The sequence below is a fragment of the Propionispora sp. 2/2-37 genome, assembly GCF_001298735.1.
In the GTDB taxonomy this organism is placed as follows: domain Bacteria; phylum Bacillota; class Negativicutes; order Propionisporales; family Propionisporaceae; genus Propionispora.
This window is the reverse complement of sequence record NZ_CYSP01000013.1, coordinates 55,620-81,863: the sequence shown is the minus strand read 5'-3', so window position 1 is coordinate 81,863 and position 26,244 is coordinate 55,620. Positions and strand designations below refer to the sequence as shown.

Genomic DNA, 26,244 nt, shown 5'->3' with positions numbered 1-26,244 from the left:
TCAATCCATTTATGCTTCCTGATCACCGGCATAAAGCAAATGATTGATATATTTGCGGACCTTGATAAATTCCGGAGTGTCCTTTATGTCCAGGCTGCGGTCCTGTCCCATGTCAACAGGAATAATCTCCTTGATTCTGCCAGGGTGCGTGGACATAACAATAATCTTATTGGCCAGGAATACGGCCTCGTCAATATCATGGGTAACGAATACAATGGTCGGCCGTTCCCGCTGCCAGATTTCGCGCAATAGCAGCTGCATATTACTTTTGGTATGCTGGTCCAGAGCACCAAATGGTTCGTCCATCAAGAGCACCTCCGGCTGATTGGCTAAGGCTCGCGCAATAGCCACCCGCTGCTTCATACCTCCTGATAATTCTTTGGGATAACTGCCGCGAAACTGAGTCAGTCTGATACTTTTGAGATATTTATCCGCAATCGCATCCATTTGAACCGGCGCCATCTTTTTTTGCTTTAAACCGAATTTTATATTTTCCTCCACGGTCATCCACGGAAACAATGTATAGGTCTGAAATACCATGCCACGGTCCGCCCCCGGGCAGGTTACCTTTTTATCGTTGACAATAATTTCTCCCCGTGTGGGAAAATCAAGCCCGGCAAGCATGTGCAGCAAGGTGGACTTCCCACAGCCGGAGGGCCCGATCATACATACAAAATCATTTTCCTGAATATCGATACTTACATTCTCAATAGCGGTAAATTCGGATTTTCTGGTTTTGTATACCTTGTCAATGTTGCGCAGCATAATCTTGACTGCCCGGCTCTCTCTCAACGGGAAGGTATCATTTTCATAGTCTGATGTTGCCTCCATTATGCATCGCTCCTTTCATCCCAGGGAAACATCTTTTTTATCGCCAGGGCGAACAGCCGGTCGGTGATTAACCCCAGAATTCCAATGACCAGGATACCGGAAAAAATGGCATCGGTATGGAAAAAGCGCTGTGCCCTGAGTATGGTATAGCCCAGGCCGGAATTGGAAGCCACAAGCTCGGCAACAACCAAATAGGTCCAGGCCCAGCCAATGGCAATCCGTAAGGTCAGCATGATTCTTGGCCCCATGGCCGGAATCAGTACTTTAAAAATCGTGGCCCAGCGTTTGGTTCCCAGCGTATAGCTGGCAGATAGCAAATCCTCCGGAACGGACGCCGTATCATCGGCAATCATTAAGACCATCTGAAAAAAAGTTCCAATAAACACAACTACTATTTTCGCCAATTCATCGATGCCTGCCCAAACCATAACCAGTGGAACAAATGCCGGTACCGGCATATAACGGATAAATTCGCACAAGGGTCCGATTACAGCTTCCGCTTTTTTAAAACAGCCACATAAAATACCCAGCGGTATACCTAGGACAGCGGCCGCCAGAAATCCCATGGTAATGCGATAGATGCTGATTGCCGTATTCTCACCCAGGCTCCCGTCCTTTATGCCCTCCATGATGTTGGCAAAAACACTGGATAGCTCCGGCAGGAACATCGGCTTTACGAGACCGCTGGCTGTAATTAAACTCCAGCCTAGAATTACAGTTATAAATGTGGCAACCGAAATCGTAAGATAGGTTTTCCTGCCGACCGGTTGGCGTAATCTAAAATCATATTTCACTGTTTCTCCTCCTAAACAAGTACCTGTTCGCCGCGTTCATCCGTCATTCGGTTCATTATCCCACAATAAAAAAAGGCAATGAGCAACTTCCATTTTATTAAGCGCCCTTGCCTAATCCTTCGTATGATATGTTATTTTATTCGGCTCTCTTAAGCGGGAAGGTCATGCAATGCGGTCCACCGCCGCCTTTAAGAATTTCCACAAGGTCGATCGTAGTAACCTGAATGCCGAGGGAGCGCATTTTTTCATTAACAATCTTATTATTGGTAAAAGAGATAACCCTTCCGTCGCCCAAGGCCTGCACATTACAATAATGACAGAAAACCCCTTCCTGTGGCACATCAATTAGAGTAAACCGTCTTTTCTCCAGCATTTTCAGAAAGAAATCCGGCAAAGCCGCTTTGCAGACCACCGCTACTTTATCGGCAACCATATTAAAGCACATATCCAAATGCAAATTTTCCCGGTGGCACGGAACGCCGACCATGGTATAGCCCAATTCCCTGATTTGGCGCGCCACATTGTCACAGCCGGCCTTGTCGGTCCTGGCAATGATCCCATGGACGATTGTATATTCATCCAGCATCCAGAAGTCGCCGCCTTCAAAAGCGCCTGCTGTGCATCTGGCAATGACCGGAATTCCCAATTCTTTTATCTTGGTCTCATATGTAACCGTTTCCCCGCTGCGGCAGGGTTCCCTGAATCTTCCCATGATAATTCCTTCCGCAACACAGGCTCCGAAATCTCTGGCAAAGACTTGATAGGTAAGTCCCGGTGCCGGGTCCATCAGAACGACTTCCACGCCATTTTCCTGGTAAGCCTGCACAAAATCAGCGTGTTCACGCATACATTCAGCTTTGTTTACCTTTTCCCCCTTTTTCAGCCAGTCTTCCGTAATTACATTGATGGGTTCAAATTCAAAGTATGTCGGTGGGCACAATAAGACTTTTTTTAACGTATTGGTTGCATTTTTCACATAAGTCATAGCAATCTCCCTTCAAAAGAAAAACTGTACAGCTTGCGCCGCTTTGCAGAAATATCCATAAGCTTAGGCGCCATTGCCATACAGTTTGTTATAGCATTTTTGTTGATGACGTTATTATATACATGATAAGTTTAATTAACAATGGCCGGTCCGCCTAAGATTTTATCGCTTTTTACAGCGCCGTGCACAAATTCTTAGCCTTACCCTTCCGGTCTTCTTCACATGTATCATTTGTCCAGAACCTGCGCCAACGGTTTAAGCCGGAGATTACTGAAACAAACCCGGTGATGCCCAACGAAGGAGAATATTCCTAATTTGCCGAATATATGATTAGCAGCTATGTACTGAGATGGTTAATCAGCTTCTTGTACTAAATAAATAAAAGGTATTTATTTTGGCGAACTTATACGATAGGAAATATAACGTTAACAGTGTTGTTAGGGAGAGGATATCATGCTAACCTGGAACGAAAAGAGACAGTTGACTAAGATTGCCTCCTGGTATTATATAGACGGATGGACCCACGAACAAATTGCCGCCAAACTGGGCGTTTCCCGCCCGGTTGTCTCGAAACAGCTGCAGAAAGCAAGAGAAACCGGAATTATTGACTTTTATATAGAAAGTGAAACGGAAACAACACTGAGTTTGGAAAATAAACTAAAAAAGAAATTTGAGTTAACGTATATCAAGGTTATTCCCAATAATACAAACCTTAGTTCTTTAAAAGCAAATATTATGAAGGCCGCCGTGCAATACCTTACCAGGCGGCTGCCGCACATTTCCTCGCTGGGAATCGGCTGGGGAAATACTATGTTTGATTTGGTTTCTGAGTTTCCCTACCGTCCTTTTGTCAACTTGCATATCGTCCCTTTGATTGGCGGAATTAGTGCATCAACTAAAAAAATCCACTCGAATGATCTGGTAACGCAATTGTCCAAAAAGCTAATGTGCAGCTATTCCTATCTCTATTCCCCTTTCATTGCCACGACTTTGGAGATGAAGGAACAACTGCTGCAAATTCCCGAGATAGCGCAAACCTTATCGGAAGCCAGACAGGTTGATCTTGCTGTAGTTGGAATCGGAGTTGCCAGTAAGTCGGCAACCATTAGCAAGGTAGGCTACTTGTCGGAAGAGGACGTACTTGCCTTGGAAAAAGCGAATGTTGCGGGCGATATTACTTCCTGCTTTTTTGACAAAATGGGGAATGAAATCTCCTGTTCCTTTAATTTACGGACCATTGGAATTGGCTTAAAAGAATTGCGTGCCATCCCTGAAGTGGTTGGTATTGCTTATGAAAAAGAAAAAGTGGCAAGTGCCTATATTTCATTAAAGCATAAGTACCTGAATAGTTTTATCACCAATGAAGATACCGCGCTTTCCCTTTTGGACATGCCTTAGGTACTTTCATAAATCAAGCGGGCTGTCAAACTTCACCTGGAAGTTCGGCAGCCCGTTGTGGCTTTCTTACACATCATTTACTTATTATACATGGCATCCTGCTCCTTACGGAGTTTGTAAATCAGAGTATCCTGGTCCAGGTCCACCATATCCCTGGTCAGGAGCTGACCTTTTTTAGCAGGTTTTAACATACGGGTTTTCTTGGTTACCAAGCCATAAGGTACATAGCCATTTGCCTTCGCTTCCGCCGCCGTCGCGATGGAACCATAGGTTGTGAAACCGCCAATGCCATCAATTGTTTGATCTGCCTGTAAGTCGGTTTTGGCCACCGTGATGCATTCGCTGACAAGACCGTCCATCGGCACGATCGTAGATTCGCCGTCAATTACTGCCTTGGCAACAGTCAGCGGTGTTTCCAGATTGCATAGATGGTACGGGCGGTATAATATCCACAGAGGACCATTCCCCATGCTATGATAACGCATCTGGTAAGCAATCTCTTCATTCTCGGTGGAAACGGCCACAAATACTCCGGGGGCAATACCATTTACATATTCGACAACACCATGTTGATGTAAAATACCGCCATCTTTTTTCAGTCTATATAAATCCGGCAGTTCCTTAAGTCCCGCTGCAATACCATGCCCGCCGATTACATCGGGAATCAGTCCGGTTGCGTTGGACATAGCCGTCATTTCCACCATGGTCTTCGTGCCGTCTTTAAATGCGCAAAGCATCTTGGGGCTCATTTTCCGGCGGGTGGCTTCTTCGAGAACGGTATCGGGGTTGCAATCATAATCCAATTTATTGTTTTTGCCTTTTCCCATCACCTTTACGTCCATACCCATGGCTTTAGCAAAACAATAAAGCTCCATGACGGCACCCGGTTCGTCACCGGCGGACCCGGTGTAGATAACGCCGTGTTGATCCGCCAGTTTTTTCAGGTACGGTCCAATCACTACGTCTGTTTCCACATTCAGCATGACAACATGTTTGCCGTTTCTGATGGCATCTGTTGCAATTTTAGCACCTACATCCGGTACACCGGTCGCATCAATGGCACACTCTACCAAATTTGCTTGCGAAATAAAGTCTGCCTGCGTAGTAGCCACATATTTCCCTGCCTCCATTTGTGTATTGGCCTCGGCAAGGCTATCCACAACGGCAATCCGGTCGTCGGTAATTCCGGCATAATGGAAGGCGTTAACCACATTTTGCACGTTGATATCGGATACAATGGCCGGCATGATTCCCTGCATTATTACCATTTGGGTTACCATACCGCGTCCCATTTGACCTGCTCCGACAATGCCTGTCCGAATGATCTTACCATCCTGCTGGCGTTTTATTAGTTTTTGATTCATGTTTAACATACTTTGATCCCCTTCGGTTTTATTTTTTACACTACCAATTGTTGTCTGCTTTGCACGGAAGCAGCCCTTATTAGAATGTAATCGTTAGCAGCACCGTAAGAGCCGCTAACGATTACAAGCTTTTTATTTATTTTGCAAGATACTCGTTGATCATACGTTTCGCCAGTATACTGGGGGAATTTCCAAAATTGCCAACGGTTGAACCGGCAATATGGGGAGTTATGGTAACGTTTTCCAAAGTCAGGTAAGGATGGCCTTCAGGCAATGGTTCTTTGTCAAACACATCGACAGCCGCCCCGGCAATGAGTTTCTGCTGCAGAGCTTCAATTAAATCCTGCTCATTGATTAAGCCGGACCGGGCACTATTAATAACCACCGCATTCTTTTTCATTTTGCTGAAATGTTCTTTATTGAGCATATTTTTAGTTTCCGGCGTTAAGCGGTAATGCATGGAAATAATATCAGCCTGTCTTACTAATTCATCCAGTGAAACCTTGGTATCCGGTGACTCACCTGTATAATAGTCGTCAAAGAAAATAATTTTTCCGCCAAATGGCCGGATTAAGTTCGCTACCCGTTGTCCAATAGCCCCATAGCCGATTAAGCCCACTATGGATTCCTTAAGTTCCGGAGCAAGCACTCCATTCGGATACTGTTTTTGCCATTTTCCTTCTTTCAGCTTTTTGTTTGCACGGGCAATATTCCTGATCTCGCTGAGGATAAGTCCTACAGTAAACTCGGAAACACTGGTATTGCTTCTGCCCGGAGTATTAAAAACGGTTATTCCTTTTTCCCGGGCATAGGCACTGTTCACATTCTCAATACCCGCCCGCAGTACTCCAATAAACTTTAATTTCTTTGCTTTATCGATGACTTGTTTGCCGACCGGAGCAAATTGGGTAATAATAAAATCATATTCCTCAACGCCGGCTAATAGCTCTTCCGGCAACAAAACGGCTTCGCTGCCCTGCTTCTCCAGCCGGATGTTATCTCTTTGCAATGCTTCTAAATCTTTATGCTGCCACTGTCTAATCGTAATGTCAATATTTTTTTGTTTTAGCTCTTGAAGGCCTTTTTCCATCATATTTTTGTCAATAAATAAATCGGCAATTGCCAAGCATTTCAGCATCATGTTTTTCTCCTCTCCATTTGACAGTCAATCTGCGTTCAGCGTAACAGAAACCCTGTAATTACCGGGGTTGGCCTTTTCAAATGCTTCTTGTATTCTAGCCAGGGGAATTTTCTCTTCCACAAGTTTAGAAACATCGACCCGCTTTTCATTTAACATACGGGCAGCATTGTTATAATCGTCAAGATCCGAACCGAATGTTCCTATCAACTCAATTTTTTTATAATGAATCGTATTCGGATCGATTGTCATTTGCGGAGCAGGATAGCCCGCCGCGAACAAAGAAATTTTCCCATCCCGTTTTTTAATCATTTCAAGCGCCTGGCTATTCGCCGCTGTCGCACCTACAGCCAAAATTACAATGTCGGCTCCCTGTCCGTTGGTAAACTCCATGACTCTTTGCACGGGATTTTCCGTTTTCGCATCGATGACTTCAAAGCCCATGCTCTTGGAAATGCCTATTTTTTTATCCATCATCTCGGAGACAATGACACGTCCTCCCATGGCTCTGGCGACCTCTGCATTTAACAGGCCCATGGTACCGGCGCCGATAACAACCACAGTGTCTTTTCCCGGACGAATACGAAGTTTTTTCATATTGTGCAAAACAGAGCCTAACGGCTCAACAAAAGCCGCCTCTTCGGGTGGCAGATCAGGGCTCATTTTTACAAAGCTCTTGGCTTTACGGATAAAATAATTAGCAAAGCCAAACAAGCCGTAATACTCATCGGAATAATTTTTGCCGAACATTTCGATGTTCTGGCAATTGGTTATTTCTCCGGCTTTGCAGTTATCACAGATACCGCAGTAATCGTACAGAATACTGACGCGATCGCCAATTTCAAAGGCATTTCCTACCTCCGGGCCTTTGGCAATGACAACTCCGGAACACTCATGGCCTCCTGCCATCGGATAACCCTGATGCTCTCTAAGGCCCTGCCACTGTTGATAATCCGTCGTACAAATATTGCAGGCCTCTTGTTTAACCAGCAACTCGTCGGCTTTCAGTTCCGGCAATTCTCTTTCCCGGACTTCGGCAACTCCTTTCTTCGTTAAACATCCAAATGTAATCCTGTTAGGTATCATCGAATTCTCCCCCTCATATAAATTTGACTACCGGTGACATGTTCCCGGCACGGAAACCGCTCATGGGTCCGGTTTTCGTGTTAGGGATAAGACATAAATGTATCGCTGCCTCATGCAGCCGGTGCCGTCATAACTAACTAATAGAATCATAGACTGGTTCTCCAATCGGCAAGTAACTGGCTTAAGTGTCTGACTTAATCTTGTAAACAATAAATTATCGTACTACCGCTGGAAAGAAAAGAAGAAGAAAATTCTTTTGGCGAGGGCGTGTCTTCACCCCCTCGCCTCATATGGTTACAGGAAAAAGCTTTCCTACCATATGAGGCTGTTTGCTATACTCTTTTTCCAGTTGTCAGCTTGTTTGTCACTGTCAATCCGCTATGTTGATCAGGCAGTAAGAATATTCCTATAGTCCAAAGGAACACAGATAGGCAACTATTACGGCAATCGGGCCGGTTATAACCCGGGAAAACAAAATCGCCGGAACACCGTTAGAGATTGTTTTGGGTTTAGCCTCGCCCAAAGTCATTCCCACCGGTGCGAAATCGCACCCAACCTGAGAGTTGATTGCGAATAGCGCAGGCAGGGCATAGTGGGCAGGAATGGTCCCTCTTGCTATTTCAGAACCAATCAGGATGCCTATGACTGCAGCAATGACTGCACCAGGCGCAAGCAGCGGAGATAAAAACGGCAAACTGGTAATCACACCGAGAATAACCAATCCGATCAAACTGCCTGCCAGGGGCGATAACCCTGTGGCAATGATATTGCCTAAACCCGTGTAGTTAATGATGCCGATTAAAGTAGCAACGAAAGCCATAAATGGCAGGATATTGGTCATAACGGTATCAATCGTCTCTCTGCCGGCTTGATACATAATGTTAATAAAAGAACCGGCAGCTCTTCCTATCTTATCGATAAAGCCGATTATCCCTGGCTTTTTTACCTCGGCAGAATAAGTTTGGCTGGCTATGGCCGAAGAAGCGGCTTCTTTTCTATTGTCTGTCTCGTGGGACACCGTCTTTTTTTCGGCTAATTCGGCGCTTGTGCCGGCATCTAATAATTCAATATCATCCACCGTTGTTCCGGAAATAAAAATATCTTCTGTCATAAATTTAGCCAAGGGACCGGACGGTGCCTGAAGTTTTACATTGATCGTCGGAATCCGTAACCGGGGATACGTACCGCATCTTGCCGTTCCGCCGCAATCAATAACAGCGCATAAGGTTTCTTCCTTTTCAACAGGATTCTTAAAAGCGTCTACGGCTGTCGTTCCTGTTAATTCTGCAATCTTTTGAGCAACCGGATGAATCCCGCCGCCGGTAACACAAATAACATATTTCTTCTGATCGTCGGGAGTAAGGATGAAAGGCCCTCCCCAGCCACCTTTTCCCTGGTATACTTTCACGCTTTGATATGCACTCATGATCATTGCCTCCCTTTATCAGTTTAGGTGTTAAGCGGATACCGTTTGTTTGGCGTCATTTCTTTTGGAGAGGAAATAGTTTATTTTTTCCGTAACAAAGCCACGAATCAAAATGATGATAAACCCGGCCAAAAGATATCGTATAGCCAGTTCACTCTGATTCCCCACCTGGGCAAACCCTTGGGCAACCCCCAGATAAACAAATAATTCAGCCGAGTTTGCATGGGGAAATAACCCTAGAATTGGATGGACCATGGAAACTGTTGAATCATAATACGATGCTTTATGCTCTTCCTTTAAAAATCTCCCAAATGTATAACACATTGGGTTTGTGAGAAAAAATACGGCAAGGAAAGGGATCAAGGTATAGCGCAGGACAAAAAATCTTGTGCACTTTTGCATAAACCGGAAAACCCGTTCCTCATTGATTAGTTTGATGAGGGCATTTACCGTTAAAATCAGGGAAATCAACAAGGGAACAATACCTGTTGCCAACCCGACAAAGGTATTGGCACCCGCTTGAAACATTCCAATAAACCCGGCAGACAACATGACTAAAAAATCCATTCTTTTTCCTCCTCACAATAGTTTTTTAGCATCTTGATCGGTACCGATCAACCAGAGTAAGCATACAATCCGGCCGGATTGTTTAAATTGTTCTTATATCGAACAATTTACACCACAAGAATAGCATGTTATAATTTCAATGTCAATAAGCTGAAATGAAAAAATTTTTAGAAAAATCAAATTAGGCTGTAATCTATGTTATGATAGTTTTAAAAGCTAAATTTGGAACAAAGGAGTAAGAACATTGCTAGAGGCTGAAGAAAAGGCGGAGCTTATTAAAGTATTAAATATGCATTTTATCGAAGGTTTGACTCAATCGCAAATTGCCAAAGCTTTTCATGTCTCAAACACCATCATTTCCAGAAAAATAAATAAAGCCCGGGATTATAATTTAATTGATTATTTCTTCAAGGATGAAACTTCGTTCACTGTAAATTTGGAACGCTTGCTTGAAAAACAATATAAACTGAATGAAGTGATTATTGTTCCAACCTTAGGCAAAGATTTTGACATGGTGGAATATGAAATATCCAAAGCCGCCGTTTATTATCTCTTAAACAACCTAAAAACGGTTCATTTGATCGGTCTGACCTGGGGAAAAGCGTTATGGCGCTTCACGAAAGAACTGCCTTTCCAGGAACACAATCACTTGTGTATCGTGCCGCTTTGCGGTGGAATCGGCTCCTCCGGCCTCGAAATCCACTCCAATGCAGTAGTTTTTGAAATGGCCCAGCATTTTTCCTGCGAATATTTGCAATTGTATGCTCCGGCGATCACCCGCAGTTTTGAGTTAAAACAACAATTATCAAAAATGAGCGTTATTTCAACGATCTTGGACAAAGGTTCAAACGTGGATTTAGCCGTTGTCGGTATTGGCGATATGACTCCCTCCGGCACGTTGCGCAAGCTGGGGTATCTAAAAGAAACGGAACTATTATATTTAAAAAAAGTGGGAGCCGTAGGCGACATAGGCTGTATGTATTATGATAGAGACGGGAATGAAATTGATTCCGATTTTAACAAAAAGGTGGTAGGAGTCAGCCTGAATACATTAAGGCAAATTCCCAATGTAGTGGGAATTGCTTATGGTATTCAAAAAAAGGAAGCGGTTCTAGGTGCCTTGAGGGGGAATTATATTAATACCTTAGTCATTGATAGCGAACTGGCGTCTTTGTTGCATACCGAAGGCTGATAGAAAACGGTCTACCAGCTTAATCCTGAGTAGAATAGCCACGGCCACTGACTATGACTTATTCATGACGGTTTGCGGCATAAAGCTTCACCGAGGCATAGATCACCGAAATAAAAGAAGCCCACCTTTGCCGATGGCAAAGGTGGGCTTCTTTTAAATAACATGTACGTTTTACAGAAAACAGGCACATGATGAAGTGATTCGGCTCATACTAAGATTTACTCCACATATCGATCATATCTCCATTGAGTTTAAAAACTTTAATTAATAAACTCTCTGCACTGGCTTCCACTGTCATATAATTGGGCTGATCGAGCGGATTATAAAATACAGCATTCCAATCCTTCGGCTGAGCGCGCGCGAAGGTGCTTTCTCCGCTCCGCCCAATGGTAAAATAAACCGGCCCGTTTCCCTTGTCGCCGTTCCACACGCCGTCTGCCAGCGGATAGGAACGGGCATACACGTGATCATGCCCGGCAAAGACTGCGTCCACATGATAGCGATCAAACAAAGGCGTAAAAGCATCACGCAAATCCTGATCGGCTTCGGAAGAACGGTTATGATATACCGGACGATGAAGGAAGACCAGTTTCCAGCGTTTCTCCGTCCCTGCCAGGTCTTTTTCCAGCCAGTTTTTCTGTAAAGTAAGCATTTCCGGTATCCACTCCGCTTCTTCCTGCAACTGGCTGTCAAGGATACTAAAATGGACATCACCATAATCGAAAGAATATACTTTCCCGGTCAGAGCCTCCGGGCCATTGCCGGGAAGTCGAAAAAAAGCCGTATAGAGAAGCGGTTGGGTAATTTCCCATTTTGTAGTATAGGTTTCATGATTCCCCATAACCGGAACGACCGGAATGGTGTCAATGACACCCCGGCCAGCCTGAAACCAATCATCCCACTGCTTGTAGTTGAGGCCGATATCCACTAAATCGCCGATATGCAGCATGAATGCCGCATCACGATTTCTTTCATACGCAGCATGCAAAGTCTCTTGCCACAAACGATAAGAACTTCCCTGAGAGTCGCCAAACAACAAAAACTTAAAAGGTTCGGTCCGGGCCGGAGCTGTCGTAAAGGTATGGTATGGGCTCCAGAAAAGGCCGTCACCGACCCGGTAGCGGTAGCTGGTACCCGGCTTAAGGCCGGTTAACGATGTTGAATGTATGATAATCAGGCCACCATCCGTCTCTAGCTGCGTTGCAGACCCAGACATGACAAGCGGGGGAAGATCATCAGTTGCTGCCGTGTACTCCACCTTACTTCCCATGGTATACCGGCCCGTCTGCCAGGTAATCGTTTGCGTTGTAGCCGGCGCTCCCTTCCAAGTAAGGGTTACATTTCGCGGCCACATGATCAAACCGACCCCGCTATCAAATACGCCAGCAGCGCAATCAGAATAACAGTTATCCAAAAACCTTTTCCTTTAGTAAATAAATGCACTCGTTTCTGCAAGATACCCTACCCCATTTTTTACATGCCCGCATAAGCATATATTCCTTTACCACCTATTTTAGTTAGTATCCGTTCCGTTCTCAACTTATACCTGACCGCATGCAGCATCTATAAACAAGAACTTCTTTTTATACCATTTTCAACCTTATACCATTGTCGGGAGTACCTGCGAAACCGATCAGAAAAAGATATGGACGATGCAACCATTGACACGCTCCTGGAAACAAAATGGCGGGATTGGGATACGGAAATTGCTGCCTGAATATACTTTGCCTTAGCTTACTTCTATCAAAGTTACTCTCCTTGCACTTATGCATATTCTAAGACGATTACGCCTGGCGTCTGGCCTACAGATTTCTTATCATACTCGACTTCTTGCCGTTCCAATCGCACTCCGCCCATTCTTTCCAGAAAGGGTTCGACTCCTTCGATTGGCAATTGAATAGCCGGGGTTTTAAAGTGCATAGGTATAACAACCGCCGGCTGCAGCATTTTCACAACTTCGACCGCCTGGTTGCAGTCAATGGTATAGAATCCCCCTACCGGAATCAGTAAAATGTCAACATGACCTATCTCTTGTACTTGTTCCTGTGTCAATATATGACCTAAATCACCACAGTGGCAGATATGTACTCCATCCACAACAAACTTATAGATGATATTTCTTCCTCGCTGAGCGCCATGGTTATCATCATGAAAAGCAGCAACCCCGGTAATGTCAATGCCCTTGTGGGAAAAATGCCCGCTCTGATTTACCAGAAAAAAATCTCCCTGAGCCGCTTCGATATTGTTGTGATCAAAATGATCATGGCTTGTGGAAACAATATCGGCAGTTACTTGCGGTACAGCATATCCAACCGAGCTGTCAAAGGGATCGGTCAATACTTTGACACCATTATCCGCCGTGAGTAAGAAACAGGAATGCCCCAGCCACTTAATTTTCATTTTTCTTCCTCCATTCCTTTATTTTTTCTTAGCTTGCTCGATTAGAGTTCACCTATGCTTGGTATATGTATATTGCTAACACTCTAATTGGACAAGCCGGCTACCCTTTACTGCTTCTTTCTGAATCATAGCTTCTTTAAATATAATAATAACCCAAGCGATATTCTGACAAGTACGCACTTACACGGTAGTATAAGTATCCTGTTGCGTAACAACCACCACCGGAGACCTGAAACTCTTCCATCCGGGTTCATATGATCAAGGACTCCTATCATCAACACTACTACGTCATTGCTGACCATAATAAAAAAACCAGGTTTATACCTGGTCTCACTAACGCTGCAAGCATTGACGAATGCCCGTCTATAGCCTTGTGTCTTTACTATGACAAGCTTGCCGAATTTGTCCCGGCCCATGCCGGCCTTCACAGCACTGCCTTATTTCCGCCACCGGCCTTGGCTGCATACAATTTTTTATCGGCATGATCAATCCACTCTATCATATTCATTGGTTTTTTCAGCGTACAAATCCCCAAGCTGCAGGTAATGCCGATAACTCCATCAGGGATGGCAAACTGTGTGTCTTCTATCCGTTTTCTCAATCGTTCTACGCTTTCCAGTGCCTGTTCGCCATCGACATGATGCAAATACACTAAAAATTCGTCTCCGCCATAGCGGGCCGCCCAATTAAGGCCTTGGGGGATGTTATCGACTAGCAGCCGGGCAAACTGCTGTAATATCATATCACCGGCAACATGCCCAAACTTGTCATTCTTTTTTTTGAACTGATCAATATCAACAATAACCAAAGCAGCCGGCGTCTCTTCCGCCAGATTCCGGAAGATCTCAACAGGCAGTCTTTCATTAATATAACGGCGATTATAAAGCTGAGTCAACTCATCACGCATAAGAGCGTCATTAAAACGCAATACAATGCTGGTAAAATCTTTGCTATTCTTACCGGCAATATTTTCAAGAATCCCCTTATTGGTAATATCGTTAAACATTTCCACTGCATAACAGGCACCTTGAAATTCCACCGGACTGGCAGTGATCATATAAACCAGTCCATCCACTACTTCAAATTTAACAAAGGTATCTCTCTCTGTTACTGCCCGAAAGGAAACGCAGTTATCGCAAAATTTTTCTTTTTCCCAAAAAGCATAACATGTATCCCTGTGCATAGAAACAGGATCAGCTTTATTAGAAACATATACCACCGTATTCTGCATAGGATCGACAACACGGACAACATCATATATATCTTCCAAAATTCGAACAGCTTCCGCAATGTCATTAGAACCAATTGTCTCACTGCCTGCGCCCAACTATTCTCTCCCTTTCCGAGCACTTAACGCTGATTTCTCGCCTTACTATTTTCCCAATAATAACAAATGTTTCCGCTATCGTCAATCAAAATAAAATTCTATACCCAAGAAATGCTTTTTAGTTTTCAATAGATCATGCCATTTTAATCATTCCAAATTAGTATGGAACTTCCATAAACTCCTTAATGAATCTTTTCTTTTCCACCAGGTTGCCACAACCCACCGGCGACCACTTTTGAATAGCCTAATATCACTTTGCCAAAATCAAAGAGAGTTTATATTTCACAACCTACATAGAAGAAGTAGAAACCTTGCTATTTTTTTCTACCAGTTGGAAATCGCAAGTAAGACTTTCCAACGAAATGGAAATCAAACCATGAATATAATCAGCCTGCATATTCTCCTGTATAATAATCCGCGGCATATGTCCCTGAGGTATCATCGCTTCGCAAATATTGTAAATATCGTCCGCCATATCTAAGCGGATTAGATTTCCTGTGATTACAATTGTTTCGGGATTAATAATCGCGATAATAGATACCATTGTTTTTATCATTAAAGGGAAAAAAAGATCCGAACTATTGGTTAGTTTGACTTGTTCTTTTCTTGAACACTTGAAGGGCAAATAGGATACCTCACCTGCAAAATTTGTATTTCCCCTAAAAATACGCCCGTCAATAATGATCCCCGCACCTGAACAGACATTCCGGGGAAAAGTTATGACAGTAACCGTTTTATCTTCATCATAATTTTGTTTTTTATAAAAACCATAGGTAATTAAATTCATATCATTTTCAACTGTAACCGGCAGGCTGTATTTAGCCTTTAACCAGCCGGCCAACGAAAGCCCTACTAACTCGCCAATATCGCAGGCAATAATTACTCCCTTATGTATAACCCCGGGTACGCCGATACCAATAGCTTTGATGTTTTCAAATTTACAAAGTAATGTTTCTATTATCTTATCTATGGCCGCATGATTAATGCTTTCGACTTCAGACAACTTCTCTTCAATAATCTCACCCATCAAATTGGCTATGACCTGGACTATTCTATGGATTCCGCCTTCATTACTCACATAAATACAGGCGATATAGGCATAATTTGCATTATACATAAAGCGCCGGGCCGGTCGGCCACCACCAGACTGCTCTAAATCGGCCTCTATGACCTCGCCGCGCGCCAAAAGATCATTCAAAATAGTCCCGCAAGTTGCTACGCTTAGTCCGGTTGCATTTGCTATAGTCAATTTTGTTCCAAACTGCAGAGATTTCAATGCGGTTTTGACAAGTTCTACATTAACCTGTTTGACTTTAGCCGTATTATTGATTAGGGGTAGCATAACATCACTCCAATGCTTTTTATAATACTTATAAAAACTATTATATTTACAAACATAGCATTACATTATATTTTCTGTCAATCATTTTATTCAATAGACAAGGATAAAAAAATCAGGTGTCAGGCATTTTCTCGCAGACCAGGCTGTATGACAGGGTAAAAGTTCTATCCAAACAGAAAAAAGCCAAAGAACCCTTGATAGGAAAATTCTTTAGCCTTCAGCTTTTCTGATCAGCCAGATAAATGTTATGATTAAATCGTAAAAGTATTATGCATCTAACGGTTCTGTTTTGTTTTTGCCTTATCAGTCTTTTGCAGTTCAAACGCGCTGCCAATATTCAGGAAGTTTATGACAGGCAGTTTTAATTACCGCAGCAGTAAAGGGCCCGAATATCGAAAAGCGGGCTGAAGTTGCCTGTTAAGGAGGGAAAGGGGTTGTTGTACCCAGATATGATAAAAGCCCGGTTTCACAGTAGGCTGAACCGGTTTGTTGCATTATGCGACGTTAACGGTGAAACCAAGCTTGCCCATTTGCCCAATCCCGGACGAATGTGGGAGCTGCTCTTCCCGGGAGTCCTGCTTTATCTGGTGCCTGCCGCCGAGAAAACCAGGAAAACCGGTTACAATATTATCGGCGTTGAGCGGGACGGCGTACCGGTGATGCTGGATACCCATTACAGCAATACGGTTGCCGAAACCTTGATCGACCGCCAGCGCATTCCGCAGCTGCTACATTTTTATCGTCCGGCTGCCGGAAGAACAGGCCGTTGTCATCGGCAGCAAAGGCAGTATGGTATTTAAAAAAGGCTACTATCTTTATGTTGGTTCGGCCAAAAGCAATCTAAGCAAACGGTTGGAACGGCATCAGCGGAAACGGAAACGGTTTCACTGGCACATTGATTATTTGCGGGCTTGCTGTGAATACCATGGAGCCATTGCGATCCGTACCACAGCCGATCTGGAACATGAACTGGCCGGGGCCATTGGCGCGATTGCCGACTGGGAAATTCCCGGGTTCGGCTGTTCCGACTGCCTCTGTACAAGCCACCTGTTCGGGATGCAGGAAGACCCGCTGCATTTACCCCGGTTTATAAAACTGCTGCAATACTTCCGCATGGACCGTCTGGAAGCGGAACTGATCCAATAACTAGCTTTTTCTCAGCAGCCCGAATCCATAATCCGCTTTTCGCCGCTAATTTGCTGTAATGGCTGAATATCCTGAGTGGCCTCGAGGATACCCAGAAATTCCCCCTGATCATCCCGGACGGCAAAATATTGGATATATGCAAATTTATTCCCCATTTTTATCCAGAAAGACTCCTGATCTTTCTTACCGCTTTTTAAGTCGGCTGCAATCTGCTCAACAATGTGTACGCTGGTTGGTGGATGGCAGTTTTCTACCTTGCGGCCGATAATGGTTTTTGTACGGTGAAATATTCTTTCCTGGGAGGCTGAGAAAAACTTCACTATTCCTTCTTTGTCAACAAAGGTAATGTCAATGGGGAGATGGTTGAAAATATGCTCAATTTCTTTGGGTGTCAGCACTCCTGTGGCAAACTTTACGTATTCCTCGTCGTTGCGGGATGTCAGGGCGGCCGGAGCGGCCTCTTGATTCTGTCCGGCCGGCTTCCAATTGATCTGCGGTTCAATCAGGCAATAGCCAATTTGATCACTGTCCTCCTGAATGGTCAGCCAGTCATTCTCGCTCAGCGTTTCCAGCAGCATAGGGAACAGGATTTTGCTCTCTTTAAAAATCATTTCCCGGATTTGCTCTATAGTTTTCTCGGTTTTGGCAATCAACTGCTTCTGGTCGGCGGGCCGATAGTGTAAGGCGAGATGTTTGGCATCCTTTAGCAGGGCGCGGATTTCATCATCGACGCCCCACATGACCTTCGGGGGAGCGGTTATGCCGTAGTTTTCCAGAAAGGGAAAAATCAGATTCTCCTTGCGGCTGTAATGCTTGTCCACATCCCAGAGCAGGTTCAGCTTCTCCGCCAGACGGAGGGCCAGAGGGGCAGAACGTTCGGGTGAGGATGCCTTGAACTCTTCCAGCAAGGGATTGATCTCTTCTTCAATCAATGTTTCCAGCGCTTGATTTTCATCCCGGTAAATATCCAGCGGATGTCCCTGCGGCACTGCCTCGTCCGGTTTACCGCCGAGCGCTTCTTTGAATACGGCGGCATGCACGTCGCAGAGGTTTTGAATTTCGCTAACCTTAATTCCTTCATCAATCAGACTTTGTTCAATCAGGGAAAGCTCCGCCGGCTCCATATCCCCGGCTATTGCATCGAAACGGGGCTTGACTTCTTCCACAGATTTTCCCCGGTGTAAATCCAGCAGGATACCCTTAATAATCTGTTTACGATATTCACGGTTGTTAATTAGCTCACTCATCCAATATACCCCCTTGTTTATATCTATATTTTAGGTCTAACTGGAAAAAATATTCTTATCAGTTAGAGGGCTCAGGACAGTCTTAAATAATTCAGAGAACCGAAAACTGCCTCAATACTCCGGCAAGGTCTGAGTTGGCAAAAAGAATAATACCATCATATAATGTATAATCATCTGTACTGGAGGCCCGTATGGTTAGAAATCGGTTCCCAAGCGATGCTACAGACATACGTCCTGATATCAGCGATGAATTAGAGGTGTTTCTGTACACGAATCTTAGTGCAATCATTTCACCCAATCCGTCGGTATTATTGACCCCTGCCTTTCAGGCTGCGCTTCAAGTCGCCTTAAATGACGTGGGTATTAGACATAATATCGGCCTGCCTAAAGACCTTAAAGATATACTGGATGTGTTTATTGTAGTTAATTCCAGTGTCATAGTACTGGATACAACCCCTTAGCGTGATTTTTTAATGCACTCCTAAAAGTAAAACACCGGTTTAAGAGATCAGCTTTACAATATTTTTATGCTGCGCTTCAGCTGCCCGTTCACCGGCACGAATAGCTGCTTTCATCTTACGCACGTCCAGGGCAAAACATCCCGACGATGACTCCCATTCTTTCCGTTGTAACGCCGCAAGCGTATAATCCGCCAATAATCGCTCCCATGCTGGTGCCGCAGATAGCATCAATGCCAATTTTTCCCTGTAGCTAAAATGAAAACTTATGTAGTATTCCCCTCAATTGTTCGGCCATATTGGCTAAAGCTTCACTGGAAGCAGCTATCTCTTGCATCGAAGCAGATTGTTCCTCGGTAGCCGCCGACACCGTTTGGGTGTGCCCCGCAAGATTTTTGCTAAACTTATCAATCAGTTGAACTGATGATACAACTTGCTCACTGCCGCCTGACATTTGTTGAGTCAAGGCTGAAATACGCAGCACTTGATCCGACATTTCCTGTATAGCCGAAGCTATATCCGTAAATGTTTTTCTGGTGCTGCCAACCACTTCGATTCCACCATTAACAGCCGCCGTGCCTTCCGTTATAGCGCCCACGGCTTTTTCCATATTAGCTTCATTTTCATTGATCAGCACAGAAATTTTTTGCGCGGCCTCCTGAGACTGTTCGGCCAGTTTTCTGACTTCTTCGGCAACCACAGCAAAACCTTTGCCTTGTTCTCCCGCCCTGGCTGCCTCAATGGCCGCATTAAGTGCCAGTAAGTTCGTCTGACTGGCTAAATTGCCAATTACCCCAACAAATTCACCAATTTCTTTAGAACTGGACGCCAAATGCTCAATCGACTGTTGGACCGTCGCATTTCCCGAAGCAATATGCTGTATCTGGTTCGTAACTTCGCTAATTGCTTTTACTCCATTCTGGGTAATACCGGTGGTTTTCTCCGCCACTCCGGTAACATGACCGACAGCCTCGGCAATCTCCTTGATTCCCGCCGACATGGTTTCAACCACACCTTTGGCATGATCAGCCGCATTCATTTGCTCATTGGCACCGGACGCTACTTCACTTATCGTTTGAGCGACAAGAGTTGCCGCCTGAGAAGACTGCTCTGCACTGGAAGTAAGTTCTTCCGAAGAGGCAGCCACCTGTTCGGCATGCACCCCAATCTGTCGTACAATGCCCCCAATCTCATTTTTCATCTTATTGAGTGCCATGGACAATCGTCCTATTTCATTTTTTGATTCAACGGGCAGATCATTAATATTAATTGTTCCATTTGCAACTTCGGTCAGCGCAACGGTTACCTGTTGAATAGGTTTTCCAATCAGGCGGGCAATCCATAAACCGGCACCAACGGATACAAGCAGGGAGAATAATGACGTTGCCAAAATAATGCTGCTAGAAAGCTTAGCATTTTTTTCATTCTGTTCGTCTGCTAATTTAGCAGATAAAATATGCTCTTCACTCAAAGTCCATAAGTCACCCACCATGCCTTCAATTATAGGATGTATTCTTGAACTGTAAAAATTATAGGCTTCCTGACTTTTACCGGCCAAAGCCAAATCCATCATTTGTTGCTTTAGGTTTAAATATTCAATCCATTTGCTTTTTATCGAGGATATCTTCTCTTTTTCATCTGTAGAAACTCCATCTTTTTCATATTTATTCAAATCTACAAGGACCATTTTTGTCCGCTTCTCGCTTTTCTCGTCCAAAGGTACTTTATTCAGCACTACGGCTAATAGATCAGCCTGTTCTGCACGCAATCTTGCCCGGCAGTTATTGATTACAGAAATGGGCAAGATCTCGTCGTTATAAACTTCATTTAGTGAAACTGTCGCTTTTTTATTGAAGTAAAAACCCGTATAGCTAATAATTGCTATAAAAACAGCTGTTAAAATAGCTAATGCTATGATTTGTATAGTCACTGTAAGATCTTTAAACCATTTCATAACAAACTCCCCCTGTTTTCTACCTTGTTCTATATAAATTGAAAACCGCTATTCTTCTATGTGAAAGCGGATTCCCCTAAAAAATAACTTTACCCATTCTTCTTTAATTCTTTTAGTCTCGGCCCCATAATACGTTTATACGCTTCCACTCCCGGCTGATTAAAAGCGTCTACATTGGCCAATTCACCTTCATACGCAATGGATAACGCTAAAAGATACAGCAATTCACCAAGATAGTATTCGTTCAATTTTGGCAAAATAAAAGCAGCATTAAATCTATTTTCCGAACACAGTGCTTCTGCATTGGATTCACAGGCAACATCCATTGCCTGGCTTAATCGAATCCCGACAATTTCAGACAGTTTTGACGCATTAGGAAATACATCCGGGACCACCGGCTCTTTACCCCAATCAGCGATTTTAACAAACTGCACCACCTTATCCTTTTTGCCCTCCTGGTGTTGCTGCGTCTGGGCATGCATATCCGTTGTTCCCACAGCCACAATTGGCGTCCGTCCATAACATATTTTCCTACCCTCCCGGTCATAGCGCTTGCCAAGAGATTCAGCCAACAACTGCACATACCACTCTGCCGTAGATTTTAAATAATCGGCATAGGGCATAAACACTTCGATATCCCGTCCATAATTTTCCGCTGCCAGATATTTCAAAACAGCGTTAAGTAAAGCAGGATTTTCCCACAGATCCTCCGTTTGGCAGGCTTCATCCATCGCCCTGGCCCCCGCTAATAATTTATCTATATCCAACCCAATGCAGGCAGCGGTTAACAACCCAACTTCCGAGAACACACTAAACCGCCCGCCGACGCCGTCGGGGATGGCGAACGTAGTCCACCCCTGTTCATCAGCCAGTTGTTTCAAAAGAGTCCGCTTTTCACCAGTGGCCGGGTCGGTAACGGCAACTACTTCTACCTCGATTAGCGGCGCTTTTTCTTTTAATGCCTGATAGGCAACCATAAAAGTGGACATGGTATCCAGCGTGGCACCCGATTTTGACATAACAATGAGCGTAACCCGGTAAGGACTTTCTTTTTTCAAATACTTCTTTTCTGCATCCATATCCAGTTGATTGATCATTTCCATCGTTCGGCGGGCATCAATGTTATTACCGTTAAAATACATTTTCGGATAGCCAGCACGTTGTTCCACTGATTTCGAGTTCCAAAATTCTCCACAATGAACATCAAACAACACTTTATTGCCTAGAAAAGATCCGCCAATACCAAAAGATACAATGGCATCCACCCGATAGCAAAGAGCTTCACCAAACTTTTTTAAACGTAAAATCGATTCCGGAGAATTCAAATTTCCTTTTGCAACATAGGGTAATTGCGAAAATAACACCTTTTCCGGTTTACCGTCTTTAGACAAGTGCCCGCAAATTTCACCCGTTTTTCTCATGTGTTCAATAGCCCGGTGAGCCGTCTTAAACCGGTCGCCTAATCCGGCAATATCCTCAGAAGTTACTCTGCCTTTGCCAAATAAATTTTCATAGTTGAACGAAAATCCTGATGGCAATGTCAAACTGGCCTGTTTACCCATATATACTTCTCCTTTACAAACAAGAATTTTAGATATCCAGAAAACGATACTTTACCATTTTTCACCTGGGAATTATTATATAGTTAATCAAAATCTTACACCATCAAATTATTTTCCTATAAATTGGCACCGGTTAGGAAAATAAAAAAGCAGGATTTCCTGACTGGCGGTATTAATTTAATACAAAAAAAACGGCACCTAACTGATTGGAAGCTGCCATCAAGACAGCCTGCACAATCAAATCCCGGGCCATTCCATTCTACACAATATAGTAATCATGTTTCCATTTTTTCCATAAACTCTTCATAGCTTGTACATTTTGTTAATTCGTTCAGCTTGTCCTGAGAATCCAACAACTCTTCCAGCATGGCAAACAACATTTTGAGCTTCTCGCTTTCCCTGGTGTTTACAGCAAACAACAGGATCAGCTTCACCTTCTTGCCGCAATATTTTACCGCTTCCTTTAATATCCCCACAGAGACTACCGTAGTTTTGGAAAATGACTCCAATGGATGAGGAATGGCAATCATCCCGTCTAAGATGGTTGAATACAAATTTTCTCTCTGTACGACCGATTCATAAAACTTTTGTTCATCAGTAATAACATTCTCCTGTTTTAACCGTTTGGTTAATGCCTGAATACAAACTAAGTAATCCGTCTCCATGTCAAAATATTCGAATAAATTTTCCTTAAAAAAACTAAATTCCGATTTCTGTTGTAACCGCTGATTCAACATAACCGGATTATTCAGGTATTGTCTGATTTTAACCAGATCTTCTTCCATGATCAGCGGATTCACTTGGACTACAGGGATATTGTCGACTTTCAACGGTAAAACCGTAACAATTAAATCCACCTTGCCAAATTCGCCTTTCACAATGTTGTTCAATTGGTACAGTGAAAATTGGCCGATGATATTAACCTGGCTGTTAAAATAGGATAATAATTTTCTTTTTAGCAACTGCGCCATACTGAGTCCGGAGCCGCAAATAATCGCAACCTGAATTCTTTCATAAGATTCTTCCAGCGCAACTGCCACATGCAATGCGATATAAGCAACTTCCGATTCATTAATGACGACCTGTAGTTTATCTTTCATTACGTCAATCATCAATGTGGCTATTTCAAAAGCAAACGGATAATTTTTTTTGATTTCATCAATCAGTGCGTTTTCTTCGAACCGGTGTTCTTTTAAGCGGTTAATCATGGGGTTGATGTGCAAAATCAGGTTACTTTTAAAGCTCAGATTATTGGAAAAATCAAGGTCGAAACTTTTCTTTATCTCTTCTAAAAATTCGTTGATAATGGTTTCTGTTTCTTCCGCATAGTTATATTCACAATCGGAAACCCCCAACAGTCTTTTGGCGTTAAAGCGCTGCTGGAAATAAGACATTTCCTGCTCGTCAATGTCCACATTAAAAAACTTCTCAATATCCTTTACAAATGAACTGACAATTTTAGTATCAACTTTTTCTCCACATTCTTCGATATGGCAGCCCAGTTGAATTCTTTTTATGCTGATCAGTATATCGGTTACCAGGACCCCGACATCCTTGTCTGTCAAGCAATAGCCAAAGCGGTTAAGTACATTGACAATGGTTTCAAATAAAAACAGGCCTTCTTTATCCAGGTGATCACCCAAATAAATGTAGGGATATTGTTGAGATAGAAGCAGAATATCCTTTATATTCCTACCCCGGCTCAATAGGTCGGAGAGAAGCATCCGCTTTCCTCTCTCTGTTCCCACTAGTAGGAGCCCTTTAAGCGGTGAAACGATCAATTCCACTCCCTTGCACTTTTTCACAAGTTCGATGATCTTTTTGACATCATAATTAATGGTAGTCTTAGAGACAAAGATCATGGTTGCCAGGCTTTCCATACTAATATAGTCAACGGAAAATGCCAGCTTAAAAATAATAAAGATAACCCGTTCCGACGGTGTATTCGGTATTCTTACCAACTTTTCTTTTTCATCTACCATACTGGCAATTACTTTAGCAAGTATGTCTCTATCTTCGATATAGTATCCATCCCGTCTGGAAGAAGCAATTTCCGTCTTAAACTGCCGGAGCACTTCATTCAAAATCTTAATATCCGACCGAATGGTTCTGGAAGTAACGTTAATCCTTTGGGCTAATTGTTTGCCTAACAGAGGCTTAGGCGAATCATGCAACAATTGAAGAATTATTTTTTGCCTTTTTTGTAACAAGTCTTACACCGCCCCCTCTTTTTGCGATCTTACTAGGTGCGCAGCTTCCCGGTATCAAGTATTTTCTGCGCAAGAATTTGTAGCCTTGGTAACACATATGGGAAAAATCGCTTATATCCTTTGCAAAATTTATTTAAACCAGGTTGTTCTCCGTCAAATGGTTCTCTAAACCGCCGGCAGCCTCCGCGGCAAAACGAATACCATTTGCAAATTTTACATTCTTCGTGGATATGCCGGGAACTGTCTACAAACCGCCGAGCCTGTCCGGTATGTACAAAATCACCGATATCCATTTCACTTATATTACCTAAGTGCCAGGCATCAGTTGCATAAAAATCGCATGGGTATCCCCCCCCATCTGCCTCCACGACTAAATTGCACTGACAACTTCCGGACATGCCGCATACTTCGGGAGCAAACCCCGCAACCAACCCGAGCAGATTGTCGAAATACTGAATGCTAACCGCTTTCCCTTTTTTTAGGTCACTGTACCAAAGATCAAATACTTCCATTAGAAAAGCAGCAAATTCATTTGGGCTAGGTGAATAGGTTTGGGTATATTTCCCATATGGTTCTATGCATGGAATAAACTGGACATACCTGATCTGTTTATTTTTAAAGAAGTTATAAATTTTCCGACCTTTCCGGACAATTGTTTTACTTATGACAGCCAGCACGTTATAGTCCACATGATATTCATCCAGCAAATGGAGCGCATTCATTACCCGGTGATAAGTGCCCTGCCCGTTAACATCCAGCCGGTTGGCATCATGAAGGTCAACGCTTCCATCCAGTGACAGGCCTACCATAAAACGGTTCCCGGCAAGAAACCTTGCCCACTCCCCGGTAATTAGCGTTCCATTAGTCTGCAGTGCATGCTGAACGTCAATTCCCCGGACATTATATTTTTTCTCTAAGGAGATAAATTGCTTATAAAAATCCAGTCCGGCAAGAGTCGGCTCTCCGCCCTGAAAAGCAAAAGTACAGGAGCCCTCCGCATATTGCATGGCTTTCTTTACGAGGCATTCCAGGCAATCGTCCGACATCCTGCCATAGGACGCTGTGTTTCTTTCCCGGGCAAGCGAATGGTAAAAGCAGTAGGAGCAGGCCAGATTGCAATCACTGGATGCCGGCTTCACCATCAGCACCAAAGGCGGCATATATTCTCTCCTTTATCTGTAATTAGGATAATTTAGACACCAACGTATTCGACATAATATTACATTATGTTACACGTTTTTTGCAATACATACTTAAAATATCAATTCCCCGACAACTCCTGCTCCAATGAGCAGGAAAACTGGATTTACTTTGCTTTTTACTAAAAGCCAAAAGCTAATTAGCACAATGGCAGCACTCTTCCAGTCAATCAAGCTGCTGCCGCCCACAATGCCATTGCTGATGGCGAATTTAACCGCTGCAAACACAATCGTTCCAATAATCGTTGCCCTCAGGCCGTAAAATATTGACCGGACTAAAGGATGATCCTGAAACTTGAGAAATAGCTTTCCCAGTATCAAAATGACCAATAATGAAGGCAGCGTGATCGCTACACAGGTTATAACCGCACCAATGCCTTGAGCTAGCTTAAAGCCAATGACTGATCCGCTGTTGGCAGCGATCGGTCCCGGGGCCATTGCCGCAATGGCAATAATGTCGGTAAGCTGTTTGGTATCAAGCCATTGGTGCCGTGTTACCTCACTCTCAATAATCGGAATGATCGCATAGCCACCGCCAAATCCGACAAATCCGATTTTGAAAAACGTAATAAACAGATCTAAATATAAATGCATCTCGTTTCGTCCACTTTCTTTATA

At 43.6% G+C, this 26,244-nt stretch carries 24 protein-coding genes; 5 read left to right on the top strand and 19 right to left on the bottom strand.

Features of this window, described 5'->3' with window-relative positions:
• Nucleotides 1–9: 9 nt before the first annotated feature.
• The 3 genes from P22_RS14445 to P22_RS14435 all read right to left on the bottom strand — a co-directional run bounded on the left by P22_RS14445 (nucleotide 10) and on the right by P22_RS14435 (nucleotide 2,610).
• Nucleotides 10–831, bottom strand: a complete 822-nt coding sequence (locus P22_RS14445; protein WP_054260940.1) for an ABC transporter ATP-binding protein — start codon at nucleotides 829–831, stop codon at nucleotides 10–12.
• Nucleotides 831–1,625 (bottom strand): ABC transporter permease, encoded by a 795-nt coding sequence (locus P22_RS14440; protein ID WP_054260939.1) that lies wholly within the window; start codon nucleotides 1,623–1,625, stop codon nucleotides 831–833. Before P22_RS14440 ends, P22_RS14445 begins: the two co-directional genes overlap by 1 nt.
• Nucleotides 1,626–1,761: 136 nt before the next feature.
• Nucleotides 1,762–2,610, bottom strand: a complete 849-nt coding sequence (locus P22_RS14435) for a dimethylarginine dimethylaminohydrolase family protein (protein ID WP_054260938.1) — start codon at nucleotides 2,608–2,610, stop codon at nucleotides 1,762–1,764.
• 453 nt (nucleotides 2,611–3,063) lie between these two features.
• Here P22_RS14435 and P22_RS14430 point away from each other — a divergent pair, with 453 nt between their 5' ends.
• The gene (locus P22_RS14430) at nucleotides 3,064–4,008 is read left to right on the top strand and encodes a sugar-binding transcriptional regulator (protein ID WP_054260937.1); all 945 of its coding nucleotides are present in this window, start codon (nucleotides 3,064–3,066) and stop codon (nucleotides 4,006–4,008) included.
• Between the two features lie 77 nt (nucleotides 4,009–4,085).
• Here P22_RS14430 and P22_RS14425 read toward each other — a convergent pair whose 3' ends face one another.
• From P22_RS14425 to P22_RS14405, 5 genes are all read right to left on the bottom strand, one after another.
• The gene (locus tag P22_RS14425; protein WP_054260936.1) at nucleotides 4,086–5,381 is read right to left on the bottom strand and encodes an NAD(P)H-dependent oxidoreductase; all 1,296 of its coding nucleotides are present in this window, start codon (nucleotides 5,379–5,381) and stop codon (nucleotides 4,086–4,088) included.
• A 127-nt stretch (nucleotides 5,382–5,508) separates the two neighbouring features.
• Nucleotides 5,509–6,513: a 2-hydroxyacid dehydrogenase gene (locus P22_RS14420; RefSeq protein ID WP_216598086.1), complete on the bottom strand. Its 1,005-nt coding sequence runs from the start codon at nucleotides 6,511–6,513 to the stop codon at nucleotides 5,509–5,511.
• Between the two features lie 24 nt (nucleotides 6,514–6,537).
• Nucleotides 6,538–7,596 carry a zinc-dependent alcohol dehydrogenase gene (locus P22_RS14415; RefSeq protein ID WP_054260935.1) on the bottom strand — a complete coding sequence of 353 codons (1,059 nt, stop codon included), beginning with the start codon at nucleotides 7,594–7,596 and terminating at the stop codon, nucleotides 6,538–6,540.
• Nucleotides 7,597–8,002: 406 nt separating this feature from the next.
• Nucleotides 8,003–9,022, bottom strand: coding sequence for a PTS glucitol/sorbitol transporter subunit IIB (locus P22_RS14410; protein WP_054260934.1), 1,020 nt, complete (start codon nucleotides 9,020–9,022; stop codon nucleotides 8,003–8,005).
• A 30-nt stretch (nucleotides 9,023–9,052) separates the two neighbouring features.
• On the bottom strand, nucleotides 9,053–9,589 hold the full coding sequence (locus tag P22_RS14405) for a PTS glucitol/sorbitol transporter subunit IIC (protein ID WP_054260933.1): 537 nt from the start codon (nucleotides 9,587–9,589) through the stop codon (nucleotides 9,053–9,055).
• Between the two features lie 244 nt (nucleotides 9,590–9,833).
• Here P22_RS14405 and P22_RS14400 point away from each other — a divergent pair, with 244 nt between their 5' ends.
• Nucleotides 9,834–10,781: a sugar-binding transcriptional regulator gene (locus tag P22_RS14400; protein ID WP_054260932.1), complete on the top strand. Its 948-nt coding sequence runs from the start codon at nucleotides 9,834–9,836 to the stop codon at nucleotides 10,779–10,781.
• 211 nt (nucleotides 10,782–10,992) lie between these two features.
• On the opposite strand, the gene P22_RS14395 is transcribed toward P22_RS14400, so the two are convergent.
• The 4 genes from P22_RS14395 to P22_RS14375 form a co-directional block, all read right to left on the bottom strand.
• Nucleotides 10,993–12,195 carry a purple acid phosphatase family protein gene (locus P22_RS14395; RefSeq protein ID WP_054260931.1) on the bottom strand — a complete coding sequence of 401 codons (1,203 nt, stop codon included), beginning with the start codon at nucleotides 12,193–12,195 and terminating at the stop codon, nucleotides 10,993–10,995.
• A gap of 350 nt (nucleotides 12,196–12,545) precedes the next feature.
• On the bottom strand, nucleotides 12,546–13,181 hold the full coding sequence (locus tag P22_RS14390; protein WP_054260930.1) for an MBL fold metallo-hydrolase: 636 nt from the start codon (nucleotides 13,179–13,181) through the stop codon (nucleotides 12,546–12,548).
• A gap of 424 nt (nucleotides 13,182–13,605) precedes the next feature.
• A complete protein-coding gene (locus tag P22_RS14380; protein WP_054260928.1) occupies nucleotides 13,606–14,508 on the bottom strand; it encodes a GGDEF domain-containing protein in 903 nt (300 codons plus the stop codon).
• A gap of 289 nt (nucleotides 14,509–14,797) precedes the next feature.
• Nucleotides 14,798–15,850: an ROK family protein gene (locus tag P22_RS14375; RefSeq protein WP_054260927.1), complete on the bottom strand. Its 1,053-nt coding sequence runs from the start codon at nucleotides 15,848–15,850 to the stop codon at nucleotides 14,798–14,800.
• 434 nt (nucleotides 15,851–16,284) lie between these two features.
• On the opposite strand from P22_RS14375, the gene P22_RS21030 reads away from it, so the two are divergent.
• Both P22_RS21030 and P22_RS21025 read left to right on the top strand, forming a co-directional pair.
• Nucleotides 16,285–16,650: a PDDEXK family nuclease gene (locus tag P22_RS21030; RefSeq protein ID WP_054260926.1), complete on the top strand. Its 366-nt coding sequence runs from the start codon at nucleotides 16,285–16,287 to the stop codon at nucleotides 16,648–16,650.
• Nucleotides 16,640–16,996 carry a GIY-YIG nuclease family protein gene (locus P22_RS21025; protein WP_054260925.1) on the top strand — a complete coding sequence of 119 codons (357 nt, stop codon included), beginning with the start codon at nucleotides 16,640–16,642 and terminating at the stop codon, nucleotides 16,994–16,996. Before P22_RS21030 ends, P22_RS21025 begins: the two co-directional genes overlap by 11 nt.
• Nucleotides 16,997–17,007: 11 nt before the next feature.
• Here P22_RS21025 and P22_RS14360 read toward each other — a convergent pair whose 3' ends face one another.
• Nucleotides 17,008–18,243, bottom strand: coding sequence for a DUF438 domain-containing protein (locus tag P22_RS14360; RefSeq protein ID WP_054260924.1), 1,236 nt, complete (start codon nucleotides 18,241–18,243; stop codon nucleotides 17,008–17,010).
• 191 nt (nucleotides 18,244–18,434) lie between these two features.
• Between P22_RS14360 and P22_RS14355 the strand changes: the two genes are divergently transcribed.
• Nucleotides 18,435–18,704 carry a hypothetical protein gene (locus tag P22_RS14355; RefSeq protein ID WP_054260923.1) on the top strand — a complete coding sequence of 90 codons (270 nt, stop codon included), beginning with the start codon at nucleotides 18,435–18,437 and terminating at the stop codon, nucleotides 18,702–18,704.
• A gap of 39 nt (nucleotides 18,705–18,743) precedes the next feature.
• Here the strand turns inward: P22_RS14355 and P22_RS20610 are convergent, their stop codons facing one another.
• The 6 genes from P22_RS20610 to P22_RS14330 form a co-directional block, all read right to left on the bottom strand.
• Complete coding sequence (locus tag P22_RS20610) at nucleotides 18,744–18,899, bottom strand: hypothetical protein (protein WP_156318977.1); 156 nt, start codon at nucleotides 18,897–18,899, stop codon at nucleotides 18,744–18,746.
• Between the two features lie 55 nt (nucleotides 18,900–18,954).
• On the bottom strand, nucleotides 18,955–20,655 hold the full coding sequence (locus P22_RS14350; protein ID WP_054260922.1) for a methyl-accepting chemotaxis protein: 1,701 nt from the start codon (nucleotides 20,653–20,655) through the stop codon (nucleotides 18,955–18,957).
• Nucleotides 20,656–20,744: 89 nt separating this feature from the next.
• Nucleotides 20,745–22,217 carry a hypothetical protein gene (locus P22_RS14345; RefSeq protein WP_054260921.1) on the bottom strand — a complete coding sequence of 491 codons (1,473 nt, stop codon included), beginning with the start codon at nucleotides 22,215–22,217 and terminating at the stop codon, nucleotides 20,745–20,747.
• A gap of 275 nt (nucleotides 22,218–22,492) precedes the next feature.
• Nucleotides 22,493–24,427, bottom strand: a complete 1,935-nt coding sequence (locus tag P22_RS14340; RefSeq protein WP_054260920.1) for a BglG family transcription antiterminator — start codon at nucleotides 24,425–24,427, stop codon at nucleotides 22,493–22,495.
• A 32-nt stretch (nucleotides 24,428–24,459) separates the two neighbouring features.
• Nucleotides 24,460–25,587, bottom strand: a complete 1,128-nt coding sequence (locus tag P22_RS14335; protein WP_054260919.1) for an anaerobic sulfatase maturase — start codon at nucleotides 25,585–25,587, stop codon at nucleotides 24,460–24,462.
• A 93-nt stretch (nucleotides 25,588–25,680) separates the two neighbouring features.
• On the bottom strand, nucleotides 25,681–26,220 hold the full coding sequence (locus P22_RS14330; protein WP_054260918.1) for a chromate transporter: 540 nt from the start codon (nucleotides 26,218–26,220) through the stop codon (nucleotides 25,681–25,683).
• Between the last annotated feature and the right edge of the window lie 24 nt (nucleotides 26,221–26,244).

Coding starts and splice junctions, on each gene's coding strand:
- P22_RS14355 (WP_054260923.1), top strand. CDS start 18,435: ATGGTTAGAAATCGGTTCCCAAGCGATGCTACAGACATACGTCCTGAT.
- P22_RS21025 (WP_054260925.1), top strand. CDS start 16,640: ATGGTATTTAAAAAAGGCTACTATCTTTATGTTGGTTCGGCCAAAAGC.
- P22_RS14410 (WP_054260934.1), bottom strand. CDS start 9,022: ATGAGTGCATATCAAAGCGTGAAAGTATACCAGGGAAAAGGTGGCTGG.
- P22_RS14430 (WP_054260937.1), top strand. CDS start 3,064: ATGCTAACCTGGAACGAAAAGAGACAGTTGACTAAGATTGCCTCCTGG.
- P22_RS14405 (WP_054260933.1), bottom strand. CDS start 9,589: ATGGATTTTTTAGTCATGTTGTCTGCCGGGTTTATTGGAATGTTTCAA.
- P22_RS14330 (WP_054260918.1), bottom strand. CDS start 26,220: ATGCATTTATATTTAGATCTGTTTATTACGTTTTTCAAAATCGGATTT.
- P22_RS14445 (WP_054260940.1), bottom strand. CDS start 831: ATGGAGGCAACATCAGACTATGAAAATGATACCTTCCCGTTGAGAGAG.
- P22_RS14335 (WP_054260919.1), bottom strand. CDS start 25,587: ATGCCGCCTTTGGTGCTGATGGTGAAGCCGGCATCCAGTGATTGCAAT.
- P22_RS14360 (WP_054260924.1), bottom strand. CDS start 18,243: ATGAGTGAGCTAATTAACAACCGTGAATATCGTAAACAGATTATTAAG.
- P22_RS14420 (WP_216598086.1), bottom strand. CDS start 6,513: ATGATGCTGAAATGCTTGGCAATTGCCGATTTATTTATTGACAAAAAT.
- P22_RS14435 (WP_054260938.1), bottom strand. CDS start 2,610: ATGACTTATGTGAAAAATGCAACCAATACGTTAAAAAAAGTCTTATTG.
- P22_RS14375 (WP_054260927.1), bottom strand. CDS start 15,850: ATGCTACCCCTAATCAATAATACGGCTAAAGTCAAACAGGTTAATGTA.
- P22_RS14425 (WP_054260936.1), bottom strand. CDS start 5,381: ATGTTAAACATGAATCAAAAACTAATAAAACGCCAGCAGGATGGTAAG.
- P22_RS14350 (WP_054260922.1), bottom strand. CDS start 20,655: ATGAAATGGTTTAAAGATCTTACAGTGACTATACAAATCATAGCATTA.
- P22_RS14390 (WP_054260930.1), bottom strand. CDS start 13,181: ATGAAAATTAAGTGGCTGGGGCATTCCTGTTTCTTACTCACGGCGGAT.
- P22_RS14415 (WP_054260935.1), bottom strand. CDS start 7,596: ATGATACCTAACAGGATTACATTTGGATGTTTAACGAAGAAAGGAGTT.
- P22_RS14345 (WP_054260921.1), bottom strand. CDS start 22,217: ATGGGTAAACAGGCCAGTTTGACATTGCCATCAGGATTTTCGTTCAAC.